Raw genomic sequence first — 17,017 nt, forward strand, 5'->3', positions numbered from 1 at the left:
ACCACAGTGTTGTCCCCAGATTCCGGAACGATGGAGATTGCCGGCCACCGGGTTGGTCGCGACGACGATGACATCCGCCGCGAAATTGGGGTTGTCTTCCAGACGTCACTGCTCGACCCAACGCTGAAGGTCAAAGAGAATCTCGCCGACCGGGCCGCGTTTTATGGCATCACGGGCGACGAGCGTACCCGCCGCATCAACGAACTGGCCAGCATGATCGATATCGGTGATTTTCTCGACAAGCCCTACGGTTCTCTCTCGGGGGGCCAAATGCGCCGGGTTGATATTGCGCGTGCTCTCATCCACCAACCGGCCCTGCTCTTTCTCGACGAGCCGACCGCGGGCCTGGATCCGCAGAGTCGCGAACAGGTCTGGGACACCATCCATTCGCTGAGGTCAACGCAGGGCCTCACGGTATTCCTCACCACGCACTACATGGAGGAGACCGAAGAGGCCGATCAGGTGCTGATCATTCACAACGGCGAATTGGTCGTGCAAGGCACCCCCACCGAACTCCGCAAGACGCACAGTTCCAGCATCTTGTCAGTAACCGCCAGCGACCCTGAGCAGCTGCGCACCGCATGCGCTCACCGAGGGCTGGCTGTCACGTTCTCCTCCGGTACCGCTCGCATAACAGTCGAGAATTCAACGGATGCGTTTGCTTTCCTTCAAGAAAACCACGCGATTGTGGATGACTTCGAATTGAGACACGGAACGATGGATGACGTTTTTCTTTCGCTCACCGCCAATCGGACGAGCACCGCTAATCGCACCGCTGTGGAGAAGGGAGAAGTTGCATGAACATCTGGATCCTCGCCCGCCGCAACCTGCGCATTTATTTCCGCGACCGCGCTGGGGTTTTCTTCTCGTTTCTATCGCCGCTCATCCTGATCGCTCTCTACGCGCTCTTCCTCGGAAATCAGCAGGTCCAAAGCCTGCAGGCGAGCTTCCCCAGCGCCACCACCAGCGCCGTTGAGGCCTACATCAACGGCTGGGTCTTCGCGGGAATCACAATGATCACGACGTTGACGACAGGCCTTGCCGCGTTGAGCGTCTTCGTTGAGGACTCCGCCAGCGGTCGGTTCAAAGACTTCCTCGTGTCGCCGATTCGTAGATCGAGTCTCATCGTCGGTTATATGGTCTCGAGCTTCATCGTCGCTTTCTTCATGACTCTTTTGGTGGTGGCCATCTCCCAGGGCTATACCGCAGTCCGGGGAGGCACGTTGCTTTCGCCGGCCGAACTGCTTCTCACCATCGGTTACGTGGCTCTCTCAGCCGCCGCGTTCTCGGCCATCTCGGGTTTCGTCGTAACGTTCCTCACCTCGAACGGCGCTTTTGCGGCATTCAGCACCATTGTCGGCACCATGATTGGCTTCTTGGCTGGCGCGTACATTCCTGCGGGGGTTCTGCCGAGCGGAGTCGTAAACGTCATGAACACACTGCCCTTCGCCCAGTCCGCGATGCTGTTACGCCAACCCTTTACGGCGCAATCTCTGGATGCACTGACCCAAGGTCAACCCGAAGCGAAAACGATGCTCAGCGACTTCTACGGCATCACAATTTCGATTGGGGATTTCAGCGTGACGAACTGGATGGCCGTTGGGGCCCTCGCACTGTTCTTCCTCGTGTTCACCCTGTTGGCGTCGCTCCGACTCGCCCGACGCATTCGCTGAGCCTAGAGCGCCGAAGGACCTTGCGTGACGAGGATGTGGAAGCCTGCCGCATCCAGCACGGGAATGCCCAGCTCCTCCGCCTTAGCCAGCTTGGAGCCAGCACCGGGGCCCGCGGCAACGTAGTCGGTCCTCTTCGAGACACTCGACGCTGCCTTGCCTCCGGCGGAGATGATGGCCTCCTGCGCACCTTCGCGGCTGTAGCCCTCCAACGAGCCGGTCGCGACAACAGTCAGTCCAGCAAGGACTCCCCCGCGATCAACGCTGGAAAGGGAACCGGCGTGACCCGGCGTCGCGAACTGCACGCCTGCCGCGGCCCACTGCTCGATGATGTCAAGGTGCCAGTCGACCTCGAACCAAGCCAGCACCGAATCAGCAATGACGGGTCCTACCCCGTCGACAACGGCAAGTTCTTCCTTGGTCGCAGCTCGAATGGCATCGACGGAACCGAAGTAATCGGCAAGGGCTCGAGCGGCAACCGGACCCACGTGCCGGATTGAAAGTGAGACGAGAATGCGCCAGAGCGGCTTGGTCTTGGCCTCGGCGAGGTTGGCAAGAAGTTCCGTGGCATTCTTGCCGGGTTGACCGTCTTCGTTCTGAAAGAACGACACAATCTTGGGATTGCCCTCGGCATCATGGAGGGGCTCGCCTGTATCGCGGTCGCGAACATAGACGCGCACGGGGAGGAGGTCTTCGAGGGTGAGCGCGAACAACTTTGCTTCTGTAACGAGAGGTGCAATGGTGGGTTCCAACGGATGCGTCAAGGCCGCCGCAGCAACCTCGCCGAGCTTCTCGACATCGAGTCCGCCGCGGGAGCCAATGTGCTCCACCCGGCCACGAACCTGAGCCGGGCAGCTCCGAGCGTTGGGGCAGCGAAGGTCAATGTCGTCCTCGCTGGCGGGAGCCAAAGGCGATCCGCACTCCGGGCATTTGGCGGGCATCACGAAGGCGCGCTCGGTGCCATCACGCAGCTCGAGAACGGGGCCGAGCACCTCGGGGATGACATCGCCGGCCTTGCGGATGACGATGGTGTCGCCGATGAGAATGCCTTTGGCCTTGACCACATCCTGGTTATGCAGGGTCGCAAACTCAACAGTCGACCCGGCGACGCGAACGGGGGCAACGACGGCATAAGGGGTGGCACGGCCAGTGCGCCCCACACTGACTCTGATGTCGAGAAGCTTCGTATTGACCTGCTCGGGCGGGTACTTGTAGGCGATGGCCCAGCGCGGGGCACGGCTGGTGGCGCCAAGCTCTTGCTGCAGAGCGAGGTCGTCCACCTTGACGACAGCCCCGTCAATCTCGTGTTCGACACTGGCGCGGTTATCCCCCGCGTGCGCGATGAAGTCGGCAGCTTCGGCGGCCGTTGAAACCACGCGGTAGTGCGACGAAGTGGGCAGCCCCCAGGAAGCCAAAAGTTCGTAGGTGCCCGACTGGGTGGCGATTCGTGCGTCCGCCCACGCACCAATACCGTGCACGAGCATGCGCAGGGGCCGAGCCGCTGTCTTGCTCGGGTCTTTCTGGCGCAGCGAACCGCTGGCCGCGTTCCGGGGGTTCGCAAAAACTTTGTCTCCGGCGAGCGCTAGTTCGGCATTCAACTTTCGAAAGGCCTCGACGGGAAAGAAGATTTCTCCACGAACTTCGACCAACGGCGGATGCCCGGCGCCGGCCAGCGTATGCGGGATGCCGACGATGGTGCGCACGTTATCGGTGACGTCTTCTCCCACAACACCGTCGCCACGGGTGGCAGCCGTCACGAGGATGCCGTTTTCATAGCGCAGGTTGATGGCCAGACCGTCGATCTTCATCTCGCACAGGTAATTGACGGCGCGACCGCAGTCGCGCTCCACCTTCTCGGCCCAGGCCGTGAACTGTTCGAGTGAGAAAACATTGTCCAGGCTCATCATGCGCGCGGCATGAGTCACGGGGCTGAACGCCGACGAGACACCGCCACCCACCGACAGGGTCGGGCTGTCTTGACCCTGAAGTTCAGGATAGGTGCGCTCGAGTTCTTCGAGTCGTGCGATCAGGGCGTCGTACTCCAGATCGGAGATGAGGCTCTCGTCGCGCTCGTAATATGCGTCCCGGGCGCTCTGAATCTTTTCGGTGAGCTCCTGCGCTTGGGCCGCAGCATCCTCAAACGAGGGGATGCTCACGACGAAACCCTCATCATCATGCGGTTACTCGTTCGACGGCACTCACCGTTCGGGCAATGGTGACCTGCCCGAGAACGCGCGTGCCGATGTAGATGACAGCGGTCTGGCCAGGCGAGACCATGTTGAGCGGGGAATCCGGGGTGAGCACGAGTTCCTCACCGATGAGTTGTGCCATCGCGGGCACAGGATCGGCGTGGGCGCGCACCTGCATGTGGCAGGCGAAGGCCTCGGTGAGGGTGGCGGGGGCAATGCCTGCCCAGGTAAACGAAGTGCCGGCCAGCTCGCGCAGGTCAAGCGCCTCCTTGGGGCCAACAACGAGCGTGTTCGTCTTAGGGCGCACCTCCAACACGAAGCGAGGGCGACCATCGGGAGTGGGGATGCCAATGCCGACACCCTTGCGCTGCCCAATGGTGAAACTGTGCGTACCTTCATGTCCACCGAGGCGTTTGCCGTCCACATCCACAATGTCGCCGGGGGAAACACCGAGGCGCTCATCGAGCCAGCCCTTGGTGTCACCATCGGGGATAAAACAAATGTCGTGGCTATCGGGCTTCTGAGCAACAGTGAGACCACGAGCCTCGGCTTCTAACCGAATCTCGGCCTTAGACGGGGTATCCCCCAGCGGGAACATCGAGTGCGCGATTTGGTCGGCAGTCAACACGCCCAAAACGTACGACTGGTCTTTGGCCCAGGCACTGGCACGGTGCAGTTCGAGGTTGCCATTTTCGTCAGTCAAGACTTTGGCGTAGTGGCCTGTGCAGACGGCGTCGAACCCAAGGGCGATGGCCTTCTCCATGAGGGCCGAGAACTTAATCTTCTCGTTGCAACGCATGCAGGGATTCGGGGTGCGACCGGCTTGGTATTCGGCGATGAAATCATCGACAACATCCGCTTTGAAACGCTCGGAAAAGTCCCACACGTAGTACGGGATTCCCAGCAGATTGGCGGCGCGCTGGGCATCCATCGAGTCTTCAATGGTGCAACAACCACGGGCTCCCGTACGCAGTGTGCCCGGATTACGGCTGAGAGCCAAGTGCACCCCGACCACCTCGTGCCCCGCATCTACCGCGCGCGCAGCAGCGACGGCGGAATCAACCCCACCACTCATTGCCGCTAAAACACGCATGCTTCTAGTTTAAGTCGAGAGCCGGGCATGCATCTACTGACGCGTGGCTTATTTCATGCTGAGGGTAGCAACAATGATGTCCCCAGCGAGCTTTCGGTATCGTTCGTGGCGCTTGTCTTCTAACAAGTCGCGACCAAAAACCGTACGAAAGGTGTAGCGGTTGGCGACGTGAAAAATAGCATAAGAGCTAATGATCATGTGAGCATCAAGGGCATCGATGTCGTCACGAAAAAGTCCAGCTTTTACTCCCCGATTGATTATTCCGGCCAGTGTTTCAATAGCCTGAGAATTCAATTCTTGAATGCGCGTTGATTCCGAAATGTGTTCGGCGCGGTGGATATTCTCAATCTGTACGAGACGAACAAAGTCCCGGTGACTTGTGTGGTGATCGTACGTTAACTGTGCGAGGTGCCGGAGTCCCTGAACAGGATCAAGCCCAGCAACCTCCATTTCTCGTTCGAGGCCCCGTACGCGCTCATAAGCGGATTCCATCACTTCTAAATAGAGGCCCTCTTTTGAACCGAAGTAGTAGTAAATCATCCGCTTCGTAGTCGCTGTCTCGGCCGCAATTTCATCTACTCGCGCACCCGCAAAACCGTTTGCTGCGAATTCTGCCGTGGCGACCCTAAGGATGTCCGCTTTCGTCGCCTTGGGGTTTCGTCGACGACTTTCCGACTTCACTGCGTCAACTTCGGGAAGGCTCATGAATATTCCTGATATTGGTCGGTTCGCGGTCGCGTTTTGGCAAGTTTAGCTATCAGGCGGATTTGCATCGAACCCTCATTCAGAAAACTGCAACTGGGGCAATTGGAGCTCCGACCCCGCCGGTAATGGGAAGAACGTCGCATGAGAAGAAGAACTCCCATCTCTGGTGTTGCGCGCATTCTCGTGAAAGTTCCTCAAGGTCTAGTATCTCGCCAAAGGGCATCCCCGCGTCACGAATGAGAAGACAGTGAACTGGCATTGACTCGTTCGGATTTTCTGGCGGAAAAACTTCTATCGCCCAGTTATCGCCACCCAAGAAGGAAATATCGTTCTCCTTCAGCCAAATCGCTGCTTCGATTCCGATTCCGGGCTCGCTTTCAGCAAATTTCTCTCGATCGCCATCGATTGTAAAGACCTGCAACCAGCCTGTTCGAAGCAAGACGATGTCACCAGAGCGCAGGACGATTCCTTCAAACGCAAGGCATTCCATGATCTCTTGCGACGAAATCACGTGGTCTGAATCAAGGCGTCTCCTGTTGAGGAATCTTGGCAGGTCGATGAGGACACCGCGTCCGCGAATTCCCTTAGCCATATTTTCAATTCCCAACATGGCCGCGCCGCTGTCCGTCACTGTTTCGACGGCATAACCGTTGTACAGTTTTCCGTCGTATGCGACATGCGCCAAGGCGTCCAATTGTGTGCTGGCATGCGTATGGATCATCACAATGTCATCCATGAAATGAAAGCCACCCTTTTCAGGCTTGGAGGCTCCGGTTCTTTTCATGATGTGAATAAGGTTCTGTCGCAAACCCGCGGCGGGTTGAGGACCAGCCGCGTTCAGCTCGATGGCGAGGGGTATCACTTTTCCGGAAGACACAAGTTGTGAAGCCGCGGTAATTTGCTCCGGTTGAAGGAGATTTATGGTCCCCAATTCATCCTCGTTCCCCCATCGGCCCCAGTTGGAAGCCCGCAGGGACCACGCTCGAAAACCCTGCATCACTAGCTGGTTCTTTGATTGCGAATCCGACGTGTGTTAAGCGCGTCGAGGAGAACTGCAAGCAGGATGAGGGCGCCTTGAACGAATTGCACGAGAAAGGCCGAGACGTTCAGGAGGGTCATTCCGTTGTTGATGACACCGATTAGCAACACGCCAATAAAAGTTCCCACCATACTTCCCTTACCTCCGAAGAGGCTCGTTCCGCCGATGACAACAGCAGCAATCACATTTAGTTCCGCACCGATTGCTGCGTTTGGTGTTGCAGAGTCCAGACGACCGAGAGTGACGATAGCTGCTAATCCGGCACAGAAACCCGCAATCACATACGCCGTGAACACGATCGATTTGACGTTGATGCCGGCCAGACGAGCGGCCTCGCTGTTTCCACCAACGGCATAGATGCGATGACCAAACGTCGTCCTCGACAGGAGGATATGACCCAGAACAAACATCACGATGGTCAGGATCGCCGAAGATTTGATCCCTGCGAAGTCTGAGTTCCCCAACCAGTTAAGTGCTTCCGGAAGTCCATAGACGGAGTTGCCTTGACTGATTTGCAGGGTCATTCCTCGAGCCATGCCCAAGACCGCAAGGGTGACGATGAAGGGTGCCAACCGCAACCAAGCTACAAAAGCTCCGTTGATAGCACCGAGCAGGGATGCCACAACAAGAACGGTCAAAATTCCAAAATATCCGTTTGTCGCTTGGGAGACCATTGCGCCGAGCAACCCGGAAAGCGCAATATTCGCGCCCACCGAAAGGTCAATTCCACTTGTGATGATGACAAACGTGGCGCCGACTGCGGCAATGCCGACAACCGAGCTCTGCGTCACAATGTTCGACAAATTGCCGGGCGTTAAGAATGTCGGTGTCATGAAGCTCAACACGGCGGAAACGATAATCAATGCCAACGCAATAGGGGCGATGTTATTGCTGAAAATCACGCGCAAGAAATTACGTATGCGATGCTGCGGGGGAACCGCAACGTTGTGTGCTGTGGATGTCATTTGCTAGATTTCCTTTTTCTTAGCTGCCCGAGAGGCCAGGTGAAGAATGTGCTGTCGATCGAATTCGGATCTAAGGAGTTCGCCGACAATGCGCCCTCCGGCGAGGACATAAACACGGTCGGCTACTGCCAAGATTTCGTCCGTGTCGGAACTCGTCATGAAGATGCTCGTCCCGTTCGACGCTAGGTCAAAAATATGCTCGTAAATTCCCGACTTGGCTCCAACATCGACACCCCTTGTTGGATCGTCGAAACAAACAACGACGGGTGACGTTTGACTGATACGAGCCAAAACAACCTTTTGTTGGTTGCCTCCAGACAATTCGCCCACAGCCTGCGTTGGTGATCGAAATTTTATGGAGAATTTTTGTCCCGAAAATAAGGCCCGTGAATGCATTGATGCAAGGTTGAGAAATCCAAACCTTGAAACGAGGTGGTAACTGCCGTAAGCCAGATTTGACTCTATAGAGCCCCCCAGAACAAGCCCCTCTTGTTTTCGATCCTCCGGACCGTAAAGTACCCCAAGCGCTCTGGCAGATGAAATCCTGCCCGACTTCAAGGGCTTCCCTCCTACCGTGACATTTCCCTTGAGGAAAGGTTCCACTCCTGTCAAAACACGCATCAGTTCAGTCCGTCCCGCTCCAGCGAGCCCAACCAAACCGACAATTTCCTTTGACTTGATGTGCACGGATGATCCACGAACCCCCCTGGCAACGAGATTCTCGCCCTCTAGAGTTACAGAACCGAGTTTTCTCGACACCCAGGGATAGGCCTGGGCCAAATCTTTGGCGAGCATCGCACGAACGAGCTTGCCCTCATCCCATTCACCTATCGGGCCGTCTCCCACCACTGATCCATCACGGAGAACCACCAACCTGTCGGCAATGCGAAAGAGTTCATCGAGGTGATGGGTGACGTAGAGAATCGTCAGACCTTCGGCTTTGAGCGCAAGAATAACGTCAAGCAAGTTGTCTACATCGGCCTCCGGAAGTGACGATGTTGGCTCGTCAAGAATCAAGACTTTTGCGTCTCTAACGAGGCAACGCGCGATTTCAGCCAGTTGACGCTGTGAAATAGTCAGGTTTCTAATTGGAGCGTTGAGATCAAGGTGTTCCAGGCCAACCTTTTTTAGGCCTACCCGTGCCCTCGCAATATTGACCTTTGTCGCTTTGAATCCAGCCCGTGTCGTCAAATTGCCAAGGAGAATATTTTCCAGCAACGACATGTCAGGAATGTCCGTCAGCTCCTGGTAGATCACGCTCAATCCAGCAGCGATAACCGCACCCGTGTTACTGGGCAGCTTGTCGCTGCCCAGTAACACGTGACCGGACGTCGGGGCGATGGCTCCTGAGAGAATCTTGATGAGCGTTGATTTTCCCGCACCATTTTCGCCGACGAGTCCCGTGACGGTTCCACTCTCGAGGGCAAAACTAATGTTGCTCAAGACCTCGATCGGCCCAAACGACTTAGAAGTGCCCTCGAGAGTGACGGCGGCAGTATTAGCCAACAAGATCCGCCCAGATTCCGTAGCTCTTGACTTCGGCCGAATCGATGTTCGTCGGAGTGATGACCATGCCCTTCCACTCGACAAACCCGGTGACATCCGTGCCTGCCTGGAGCTTTGCAATGTTTTCCATAACGAGCTTTCCAATGCCGATGGGGTTTGAACTCACGGTCATATCTTGCTCGTTTGCACGAATGGATGCAATTGCCGGGGCGGGGGCATCATTACCTGTGACAAAAATGTGCTTTTGGTCGCCCACCGGGTAGAAGAGCTTTGACGCTTGCAACGCTTTTGTCGTTCCCAGCGCCTCGCTGTCATTGGCGTTCATGACAGCTTCGACATCGGGATGCGCCTGAAGGATTGTGGACATCGCCGTAAAGGTCTTATCCGTATCAAAACCACCATCGGCTGTTGCAACTACCTTGATGTCAGGGTATTTACTGATGATGTTGTTGAAGCCCTTGGTGCGGTCAGTTCCTGCTGGACTCCCTGCGATTCCCTGCATTTCTACAACGGTTCCCTTTGCGGAACCGTTCTTCTTCGTCAGGAAGTCGACGATTCCTTGAGCGCTCTGTTCGCCAATTGTGACGTGGTTCATCGCAACAGTGAACTTGATAAGGCTCGATGGAATCGTGTCTGATACTGCGATTGGGACGGCCCCGGCCTTCACCGCGGCGGTAATAGCCGGAATCAGGGCATCTGACTGTGCAGGGCTGATGATGATGTACTTGCACCCTTGGCTCACAAGGTTTGCGATATCGCTAGCCTGCACCTGAGGGTCACCATTTGAATTGGTTTGGACGAGCGTGAAGCCTTGTGTCTTGGCACCTTCTTCAAGGCCTTTTACCAAGCCGGTGAAGTATGGGTTCGTCAATGTATAACCGGAGTAGCCTACTTTGATGGATTCTTCTGCTGGTGCAGCAGTGGAGCAACCTGCCAGTGATATTGCGAGTGCAATCGTTGCAGTAGCAACTATTGCAATTTTTGCACTCCATTTAGTTTGAATCATCTTTGATCCTTTCATTTTTTGCCCCAATTGGCATTTGCTGTGGATATTACGTGTGGGTTGTTAGAGTCATATTTTTTGGAACAAGTTGGATGCGGAATTGCTCCAATCCAACCCCGAAAGTCGCTCTCAATCACTTGACGAGCCCCTTCACGTCTATTGCGCGTTGGGAGGAAAGACGTACGAACGCATTCGATGCTCCGTAACCGTCATAACCATCAACGCGTTGAATTATTTCGAAGAACAGCGAGCCAATCGGCTGCGTATAAAAATGGAAAAAATTACCGTCTTCGTTTGAGTCAAAGAGAACGTCGAAGTCTTGCATTTCCTTCAAACGGTCTTTGTCAATTTCAAATTTTGATGTGAGGTCCTCATAATAATTTTGAGGAACTCGCAAAACATGGAGACCATTTGACCGAAGCAACTTTGCTGTCTTCAAAATATCGACCGTTGAAAGAGCAATATGATCTGAAAATGTTTGGCGACCATCGGCGCCAGTCGGAGTTACATTCAGAGCAAGGCGAATGGTCCGGTCTTTGTTTACCAGGCTTCGGCTTCGGACAAGGCCGAACTCGCTAGCAATGTCCTGGCCATCATCTATCTCAAGTCCAAATATCGATCTAAAGAACAAGACTGATTCATCGATTCGCTGCCACGGTTGCCGCAGTGCAATGTGATCGATGTGCGTCAGCGCCGTTTCTTGAGAAGATTTCGAATTCAACGAAGCGAATTCCGATGACCACTTTGGATTAACTCCTGTTAGTTCACCGAAATAAAAATCAATATTATTAGGCGCCTCAACGGCGACGAGCTCTTCCTCGCCCGACTCTATATCTCGGGGTTTTAGCCTCGCCTTAAGACTGCGGGCTCTTTCGGTAAGAGTATCTATGTCGGCAACTTCAACACCGACACCTACCAATTCGGCTTGTGTCCCGGTGAGGTCGTTATTGATGACAATTCGCGCGTCGCCTTGGGTCCAGAGTTCCACTGCTTTTCGTCTGTGTGCCCCCGCAAGCTCAAATCCGAGAGCTGATAACACCTTCACCAACTGATCGCCCTCGCCCGGCTGAAGCTCAACAAAAGAGAATCCACGCGGAACTTGAAGGAGCGGCAGCGGATCGAGGTTTTTGAAACTTGTTTGGGAATGGGAACTCGAGATTCCAATTGTTTCGTCTTCAAGAGTTTTCAAGGAACGGTGTCCGTCCCGCGCCGTAAGAGTTGGCGCCCCTTGCCGATAGGTGTCGTTGAATATCTCTAGCGATAGAGGGCCTGAGTATCCAGCGGATATGGCGGCAAGCACAAAGGCGGGTAGGTCCCACGCGCCTTCGCCCGGAAATAGACGGTAGTGCCTACTCCACGTCAGCACATCAAGTGACATCAGGGGTGCATCCGCAAGCTGGACGAAGAATATTTTGTCGCCAGGGATTTCCGCTATTTTATCGAGGGAGCTACCGCGTGAAAGAATGTGGAAGCTGTCGAGACACAACCCCAGCGACGCATGATTAACCGCCTGAACTATGCTCCAAGAGTGATCGTAGGTAGAAACAAATTTTCCCCAGGCCAAGGCTTCGTAGGCTATCTTGACGTCGAAAAATTCTGCCATTTCCGACAGCTTGCCCAGTTGGTCGATAGCAAGTTGATCGCTGGGATCAATAGCAGTGCCGACGTTTGAGCACGCGAGAATCGTGTCAACGCCAAGCCGCTTCATCACATCAAACTTCGCCGCGGCGCGCTTGAGATTACGAGCCAGTTGACTTTCCGAGACACCCTCAAAGTCGCGAAAGGGCTGATACAAATCAATAGTGAGCCCAAGATCATCTGAAAGTGATCGAATGTCCTCCGGAGACATAGGACTCGAGATTAAGTCGTTCTCGAATATCTCGTACCCGTCGAAGCCCGCGCGCGAAATCGCGACGAGTTTTTCCCGGAGGGATCCGCCAATGGAAACAGTTGCTATCGACGTTTTCATTTAAACCCCTGGAGCTTACTCAGGGGACGTCGCCCGGTTACTAGGTCCGAAAAATCTCGTCCCATGCGATCAGAGTTGGGTTCTAAACCAGTGATCAACTTCAAACTATCCACAGCTTGGCCAATGGCCATCCGTCTTCCATCAAGCACTCTGTGACCGCGTTCACGAGCCTCACAGAGCAGCTGAGTTTCAAAGGGTCGGTAAATGACGTCTGCGACCCAGGCCGATCCATTTACCAAATCAAGGTCAAAGGGAACTCCAGGGTGAGTGTTCATTCCAACAGGCGTCGCTTGAACAATTCCATCGGCTTCGTTCATCATCTTGTTTGCTTCAGTAGTCGGAGTAGATATGACATTCTGACGTGGGAAAAGAGCACGATAGTGATTAGCTACCGCCGCAGCCTTCTCGATGTTGAGGTCAGCGATGACTAAGTTCTGAACACCGTGCTTCAGAAGGGCATATGCCGTGGCCGCTCCTGCACCACCAGCACCAAATTGCACGACATGATCCCATTGAGCATCAATGAGCCCTTCTGACAATGACGAACCGAAACCAGTCCAATCTGTGTTTTCGCCCCGCGTCAAACCTTCGTCGAATATTATGAGGTTGACCGCACCAATGCGTTGGGCATCCTCGCTGAGATTGTCCAACAGGGACATAACCGACTGTTTGAATGGATGCGTGACGTTCAGTGCTCTGAAGCCCTCGATGCGAGCTTCTTCAAGAACATGCTCGATTGAGAGACCGCGATACTCGTGCGCGAGTAGATCAATTACTCGGTATTCGTAGTCCAGGCCGAGCTTTACGGCTTCCGCCATGTGCATGTCGGGAGTCAGAGATTCGAGAATCCCCTCCCCCACTAAACCAACAATGATTCGTTCTGAACTCAAACCGTCCGCCGATCAAGAGTTTCTAGAACGGCGTGAAGTCCTAGAACATAGCTAAAAAATCCCGCTCCGATAATAACGACGTCGGCAACTTCTGAGACATATGAAACGTTTCTAAAAGACTCACGAGCATGAATGTTCGAGATGTGCACCTCTGCAACGGGAACGTCTAGGGCGAGAACCGCATCTCGAATGCCAATCGAAGTGTGGGTCAACGCTGCGGGGTTAAGGATGACGGCACTCGATGACGTCCTAGCTTCGTGTAACCAGTCGATAATCACACCCTCATGGTTGGACTGTCGAAAATCGATCTCAACACCACGCAAATCGGCTGCGTCTCGAACCAAAGTCTCGAGGTCTTTAATACTCCGAGTTCCGTACGCCGCTGGTTCCCTAAAACCCAAGAGGTTCAAATTGGGACCGTTAACGACCATCACACGTGTCTTCGAAATGGTTCGTGCACTCACAATTGGCTTCCACTCTGATAACCGTACGTACTAGTTAGTACATAATATGAAGCAAGCAAACGAGTTGTCAAGTCACCGTCATTTTGACGCAAAGAAGCCGAGCACACTCCGGCATGGAAGCGCTAAGGGGTTATGTCGTTAGCCCGGCAGCCTGGGCCCGCGCGTGCGCCTGTGGCAAGGCGGTAAGCAGTGCGTCGAGATCATCCTGCGTTGTCGTGTGACCCAACGTGATGCGCAGGGCGCTGGAGGCGGTAGCCATATCGTTTCCCATTGCCAACAGCACGTGGGATGCCTGGGTGACCCCAGCCTGGCACGCCGAACCGGTCGAGACTGAGACACCCTTCTCATCCAGCAAATACAAAAGCGAGTCGCTCTGGCAGCCGAGAAACGTGATGTTGATGTTGTTGTCGAGCCGGTTCACCGGGTCGCCCTGCAGAGATGCGTCAGGAATAACGCTCAGGATGCGCGCAATCGTCGCATCGCGCAAAACCGTGAGGCGAGCAACTTCACTCTCGCGCTCACGGTCGGATTCTTGGGCGGCAGCAGCAAAAGAAGCGGCGGCGGCGGCATCCTGCGTTCCACTGCGGAGCCCGCGCTGCTGCCCCCCGCCGTGTATCAGCGGCGCGAGCGAAACCTTGCGGGAGACGACGACGACGCCGACACCCGAGGCGGCACCAATTTTGTGGCCCGACACACTGAGCGCCACAAGGCCGGAGTTTGCCCGCTCGGCCGCTGCAATGGCATCCGCTTCGTTATCGAACGATTTCTTGACCGCGACCTCAGAGCCTGTCGCCACCCGCAGCCTCTGAAAGTCAATGACGTCATGGCCATAGGCGGCAATCGCGTCCACGTGCAGGGGAACACCGGCATCTACCGCCAACTGTGCGACTTCGAACACAGGCGCAATCGTTCCCACTTCGTTATTGGCCCACATCATGGTCACCAACGCAATGTCCGAAGAGTCGGCGAGCGCTGCCGTCAGCAGATCGAGGCGAACCCGCCCGAGCGAGTCCAGGGGAATCCAGTCGAGCACAGCTCCCTCGTGTTTCTCCAGCCACAACACGGTGTCGAGGGTGGCGTGGTGCTCCCCCTCGGGCAACACAATACGAATTCGAGAAGAATTAGCATCCCGGCGTGACCGAAAAAGCCCCGTAATCGCGAGGTTGACGGACTCGGTACCGCCCGACGTCAGCACAACTTCTATGGGGTCGCACCCGAGACTGGTGGCGAGCGCCTCCCGCGCATCCTCCACAATCTGGCGAGCGGCCTGACCGTGCCGATGAACGGAAGAGGGATTACCAATGGCATCGAGAGCGTCAATCATTGCTGCGCGGGCGCTGGCTCGAAGCGGGGTGGAAGCCGCGTGATCGAGGTACACGGACACGGAAACTCTTTTCACGACACACGGCGGATTACGCCGAATTTCGGCAATGGAAATATGGCTGTAACGGACATGACTAGTGTAATTCGAGTGAGTGTGTCTTCTACTTTTCGTGATCTCGGCGTCCGGCAAACAAAAACCGGTGGCGAGATTCGCGTTTTCTCCGCGCATGCCGAGGGAATCGACATGCTGCTCTATGACAGCGTCGATCCCAATCATGTTGCCCACCGGGTGCCGCTCCAGAAATCTCGAAAAAACATCTGGTCGGCTCGCTCGGAACACCTGCGCGTGGGAGCCGAGTATGCCCTGCAGGCCTGGGGGCCCTCGGGCGTCGCCGACTCGTTCAGCCCGGAAGCCTTACTCATTGATCCTTATGCCAGGGGACTCACCCGATTTGCCGGCACTCAGTGGCGCAATGTTGTGATCGACACCGCATTCGACTGGGGCACCACCGAGAAACCTCAGATCGATCTCGATAAAAGCGTTATCTACGAAGCGCACGTTCGCGGCCTCACCAAGCAAAACCCCAACATTCCCCTCGAGCTACGAGGAACCTACGCTGGCCTCGCCCACCCGGCCATGACCAGCTACTTGAAAGACCTCGGCATCACCGCCGTCGAACTTCTCCCTATTCACGCGTTCATCTCCGAACAGCACCTGCTGAATAACGGCACGGTCAACTATTGGGGTTACAACACCCTCAACTTCTTCACCCCGCACGCCGAATACGCCACTCATGCAGCACGCGTTGACGGCCCCGGTGCCGTGTTGCGCGAGGTTAAACAAATGGTCAGGGACCTGCATGAAGCCGGCCTCGAAGTCATTCTGGATGTCGTCTTCAACCACACCGCCGAAGAAGGCCAAATGGGGCCAAAATTGAGTTTTAGGGGCCTCGATAACGCCACGTACTACCGGCACGACGCCGACGGAAATTACATTGATACCACCGGATGCGGCAACACCCTCAACGCGGCGGAACCGGTCGTTCAACAACTCATCATAGATTCACTGCACTATTGGGCCGATGAGGTGCGCGTAGACGGTTTTCGCTTTGACCTGGCGGTGACCCTCGGTCGCGACGCCGACGGGGTCTACCGCAAGGATCATCCGTTATTGGAAGCCATTCGTTCGGATCCCGCACTAGCCGGCGTCAAGATGATCGCGGAGCCGTGGGACCTCGGTCATGACGGTTGGCAGACCGGAAACTTCGAATCCGGTTGGGCCGAATGGAATGACCGGTACCGTGACCGGGTGCGCAACTTCTGGTTACCCGACATTGCGCAGGCACGGGAAAAGGGTGTTGCTCCGACCGGCGTCGGCGGTTTCGCCACGCGCCTAGCTGGTTCGAGCAATACCTTCAGCGGCGAGCGCGGGCCGATCGCCTCCGTTAATTTCATCACGGCGCACGACGGATTCACGCTGGCCGATCTCACCACTTATAACACCAAGCACAACATTGGTAACGGCGAAGATAACCGGGATGGCGCGAACGACAATCGCTCCTTTAACCATGGCGCCGAAGGTCCCACCGACGACGTGAGCATCGCCACTGCCCGAAGGCGCACCATGCGAAATCTCATGGGAACACTCTTGCTGTCGGGCGGTATTCCCATGATGACGGCCGGCGATGAGTTCGGGCGCACCCAACACGGCAACAACAACGCTTACTGTCACGATTCTCCATTGACCTGGGTCAACTGGGAACTGCAACCCTGGCAGGAAGATCTGCTCGCCACGACCAAACATTTGACCAGGATGCGGCGGGAAAACCCCGCGCTTCGACCGATACGATTCGGCATTTTCGGCGAGCGCGTCCCCAGTGCCAGCCAAGTGGACTGGTACAACGCCCATGGCCGCACGATGACCTCCGAGGAATGGGATGACCCCCACAATCGCACACTGCAATACGTGGTGGCCAGCACACCCCAAAGCGAAGCATTCGACCGCATTCTCATGGTCGTGCATGGCACCGAGCAGGCGACCGACATCATCTTGCCCGAGCATCCCGAGGTGAAATTCTACGAACCCCTCTGGCTGTCATCGCACGCCGCCCCACGGGACATCCCCGGTGTTTTGCGTCCGGGTGAGAAGTTCACGGTTCCCGGAATGACCATCATGCTTTTTAACGCCGAGTAAGGATCAC

The 17,017-nt window shown here is 55.7% G+C and carries 14 protein-coding genes; 3 read left to right on the forward strand and 11 right to left on the reverse strand.

All coding sequences use genetic code 11. From position 1 onward, the window contains the following. Both FB555_RS04610 and FB555_RS04615 read left to right on the forward strand, forming a co-directional pair. Positions 1-801: ABC transporter ATP-binding protein (locus FB555_RS04610; protein ID WP_182484305.1), on the forward strand; the 801-nt coding region annotated here is incomplete at its 5' end. After that, the gene (locus FB555_RS04615; RefSeq protein WP_182484306.1) at positions 798-1,673 is read left to right on the forward strand and encodes an ABC transporter permease; all 876 of its coding nucleotides are present in this window, start codon (positions 798-800) and stop codon (positions 1,671-1,673) included. The genes FB555_RS04610 and FB555_RS04615, both read left to right, overlap by 4 nt. Before the next feature lie 2 nt (positions 1,674-1,675). Here FB555_RS04615 and ligA read toward each other — a convergent pair whose 3' ends face one another. The 11 genes from ligA to FB555_RS04670 form a co-directional block, all read right to left on the reverse strand. After that, positions 1,676-3,826 carry an NAD-dependent DNA ligase LigA gene (ligA, locus tag FB555_RS04620; protein WP_182484307.1) on the reverse strand — a complete coding sequence of 717 codons (2,151 nt, stop codon included), beginning with the start codon at positions 3,824-3,826 and terminating at the stop codon, positions 1,676-1,678. 16 nt (positions 3,827-3,842) lie between these two features. Continuing rightward, positions 3,843-4,952, reverse strand: a complete 1,110-nt coding sequence (mnmA, locus tag FB555_RS04625; protein WP_182484308.1) for a tRNA 2-thiouridine(34) synthase MnmA — start codon at positions 4,950-4,952, stop codon at positions 3,843-3,845. A 48-nt stretch (positions 4,953-5,000) separates the two neighbouring features. After that, a complete protein-coding gene (locus tag FB555_RS04630) occupies positions 5,001-5,657 on the reverse strand; it encodes a TetR/AcrR family transcriptional regulator (RefSeq protein WP_182484309.1) in 657 nt (218 codons plus the stop codon). A gap of 79 nt (positions 5,658-5,736) precedes the next feature. After that, positions 5,737-6,588, reverse strand: coding sequence for a cyclase family protein (locus tag FB555_RS04635; protein WP_182484310.1), 852 nt, complete (start codon positions 6,586-6,588; stop codon positions 5,737-5,739). Between the two features lie 68 nt (positions 6,589-6,656). After that, a complete protein-coding gene (locus tag FB555_RS04640; protein WP_182484311.1) occupies positions 6,657-7,661 on the reverse strand; it encodes an ABC transporter permease in 1,005 nt (334 codons plus the stop codon). Between the two features lie 3 nt (positions 7,662-7,664). Continuing rightward, positions 7,665-9,263, reverse strand: coding sequence for a sugar ABC transporter ATP-binding protein (locus FB555_RS04645; protein WP_246323598.1), 1,599 nt, complete (start codon positions 9,261-9,263; stop codon positions 7,665-7,667). Beyond that, positions 9,160-10,173 (reverse strand): sugar ABC transporter substrate-binding protein, encoded by a 1,014-nt coding sequence (locus FB555_RS04650; protein ID WP_182484313.1) that lies wholly within the window; start codon positions 10,171-10,173, stop codon positions 9,160-9,162. The genes FB555_RS04645 and FB555_RS04650 overlap by 104 nt, the downstream gene beginning before the upstream one ends. Positions 10,174-10,303: 130 nt before the next feature. Beyond that, entirely contained in the window at positions 10,304-12,139 is a 1,836-nt protein-coding gene (locus FB555_RS04655) for a bifunctional sugar phosphate isomerase/epimerase/4-hydroxyphenylpyruvate dioxygenase family protein (RefSeq protein ID WP_182484314.1), read from the reverse strand. After that, positions 12,136-13,029, reverse strand: a complete 894-nt coding sequence (locus tag FB555_RS04660) for a shikimate dehydrogenase (RefSeq protein WP_182484315.1) — start codon at positions 13,027-13,029, stop codon at positions 12,136-12,138. Before FB555_RS04660 ends, FB555_RS04655 begins: the two co-directional genes overlap by 4 nt. Then, positions 13,026-13,493 (reverse strand): type II 3-dehydroquinate dehydratase, encoded by a 468-nt coding sequence (gene aroQ, locus FB555_RS04665; RefSeq protein ID WP_343046405.1) that lies wholly within the window; start codon positions 13,491-13,493, stop codon positions 13,026-13,028. Before aroQ ends, FB555_RS04660 begins: the two co-directional genes overlap by 4 nt. Before the next feature lie 130 nt (positions 13,494-13,623). After that, on the reverse strand, positions 13,624-14,877 hold the full coding sequence (locus FB555_RS04670; RefSeq protein ID WP_182484316.1) for an aminotransferase class V-fold PLP-dependent enzyme: 1,254 nt from the start codon (positions 14,875-14,877) through the stop codon (positions 13,624-13,626). Positions 14,878-14,946: 69 nt separating this feature from the next. Between FB555_RS04670 and glgX the strand changes: the two genes are divergently transcribed. Beyond that, entirely contained in the window at positions 14,947-17,010 is a 2,064-nt protein-coding gene (gene glgX / locus FB555_RS04675) for a glycogen debranching protein GlgX (RefSeq protein WP_182484317.1), read from the forward strand. Positions 17,011-17,017: the final 7 nt, after the last annotated feature.

Origin of the sequence: Alpinimonas psychrophila (assembly GCF_014137865.1) — a bacterium.
GTDB lineage: Bacteria > Actinomycetota > Actinomycetes > Actinomycetales > Microbacteriaceae > Alpinimonas > Alpinimonas psychrophila.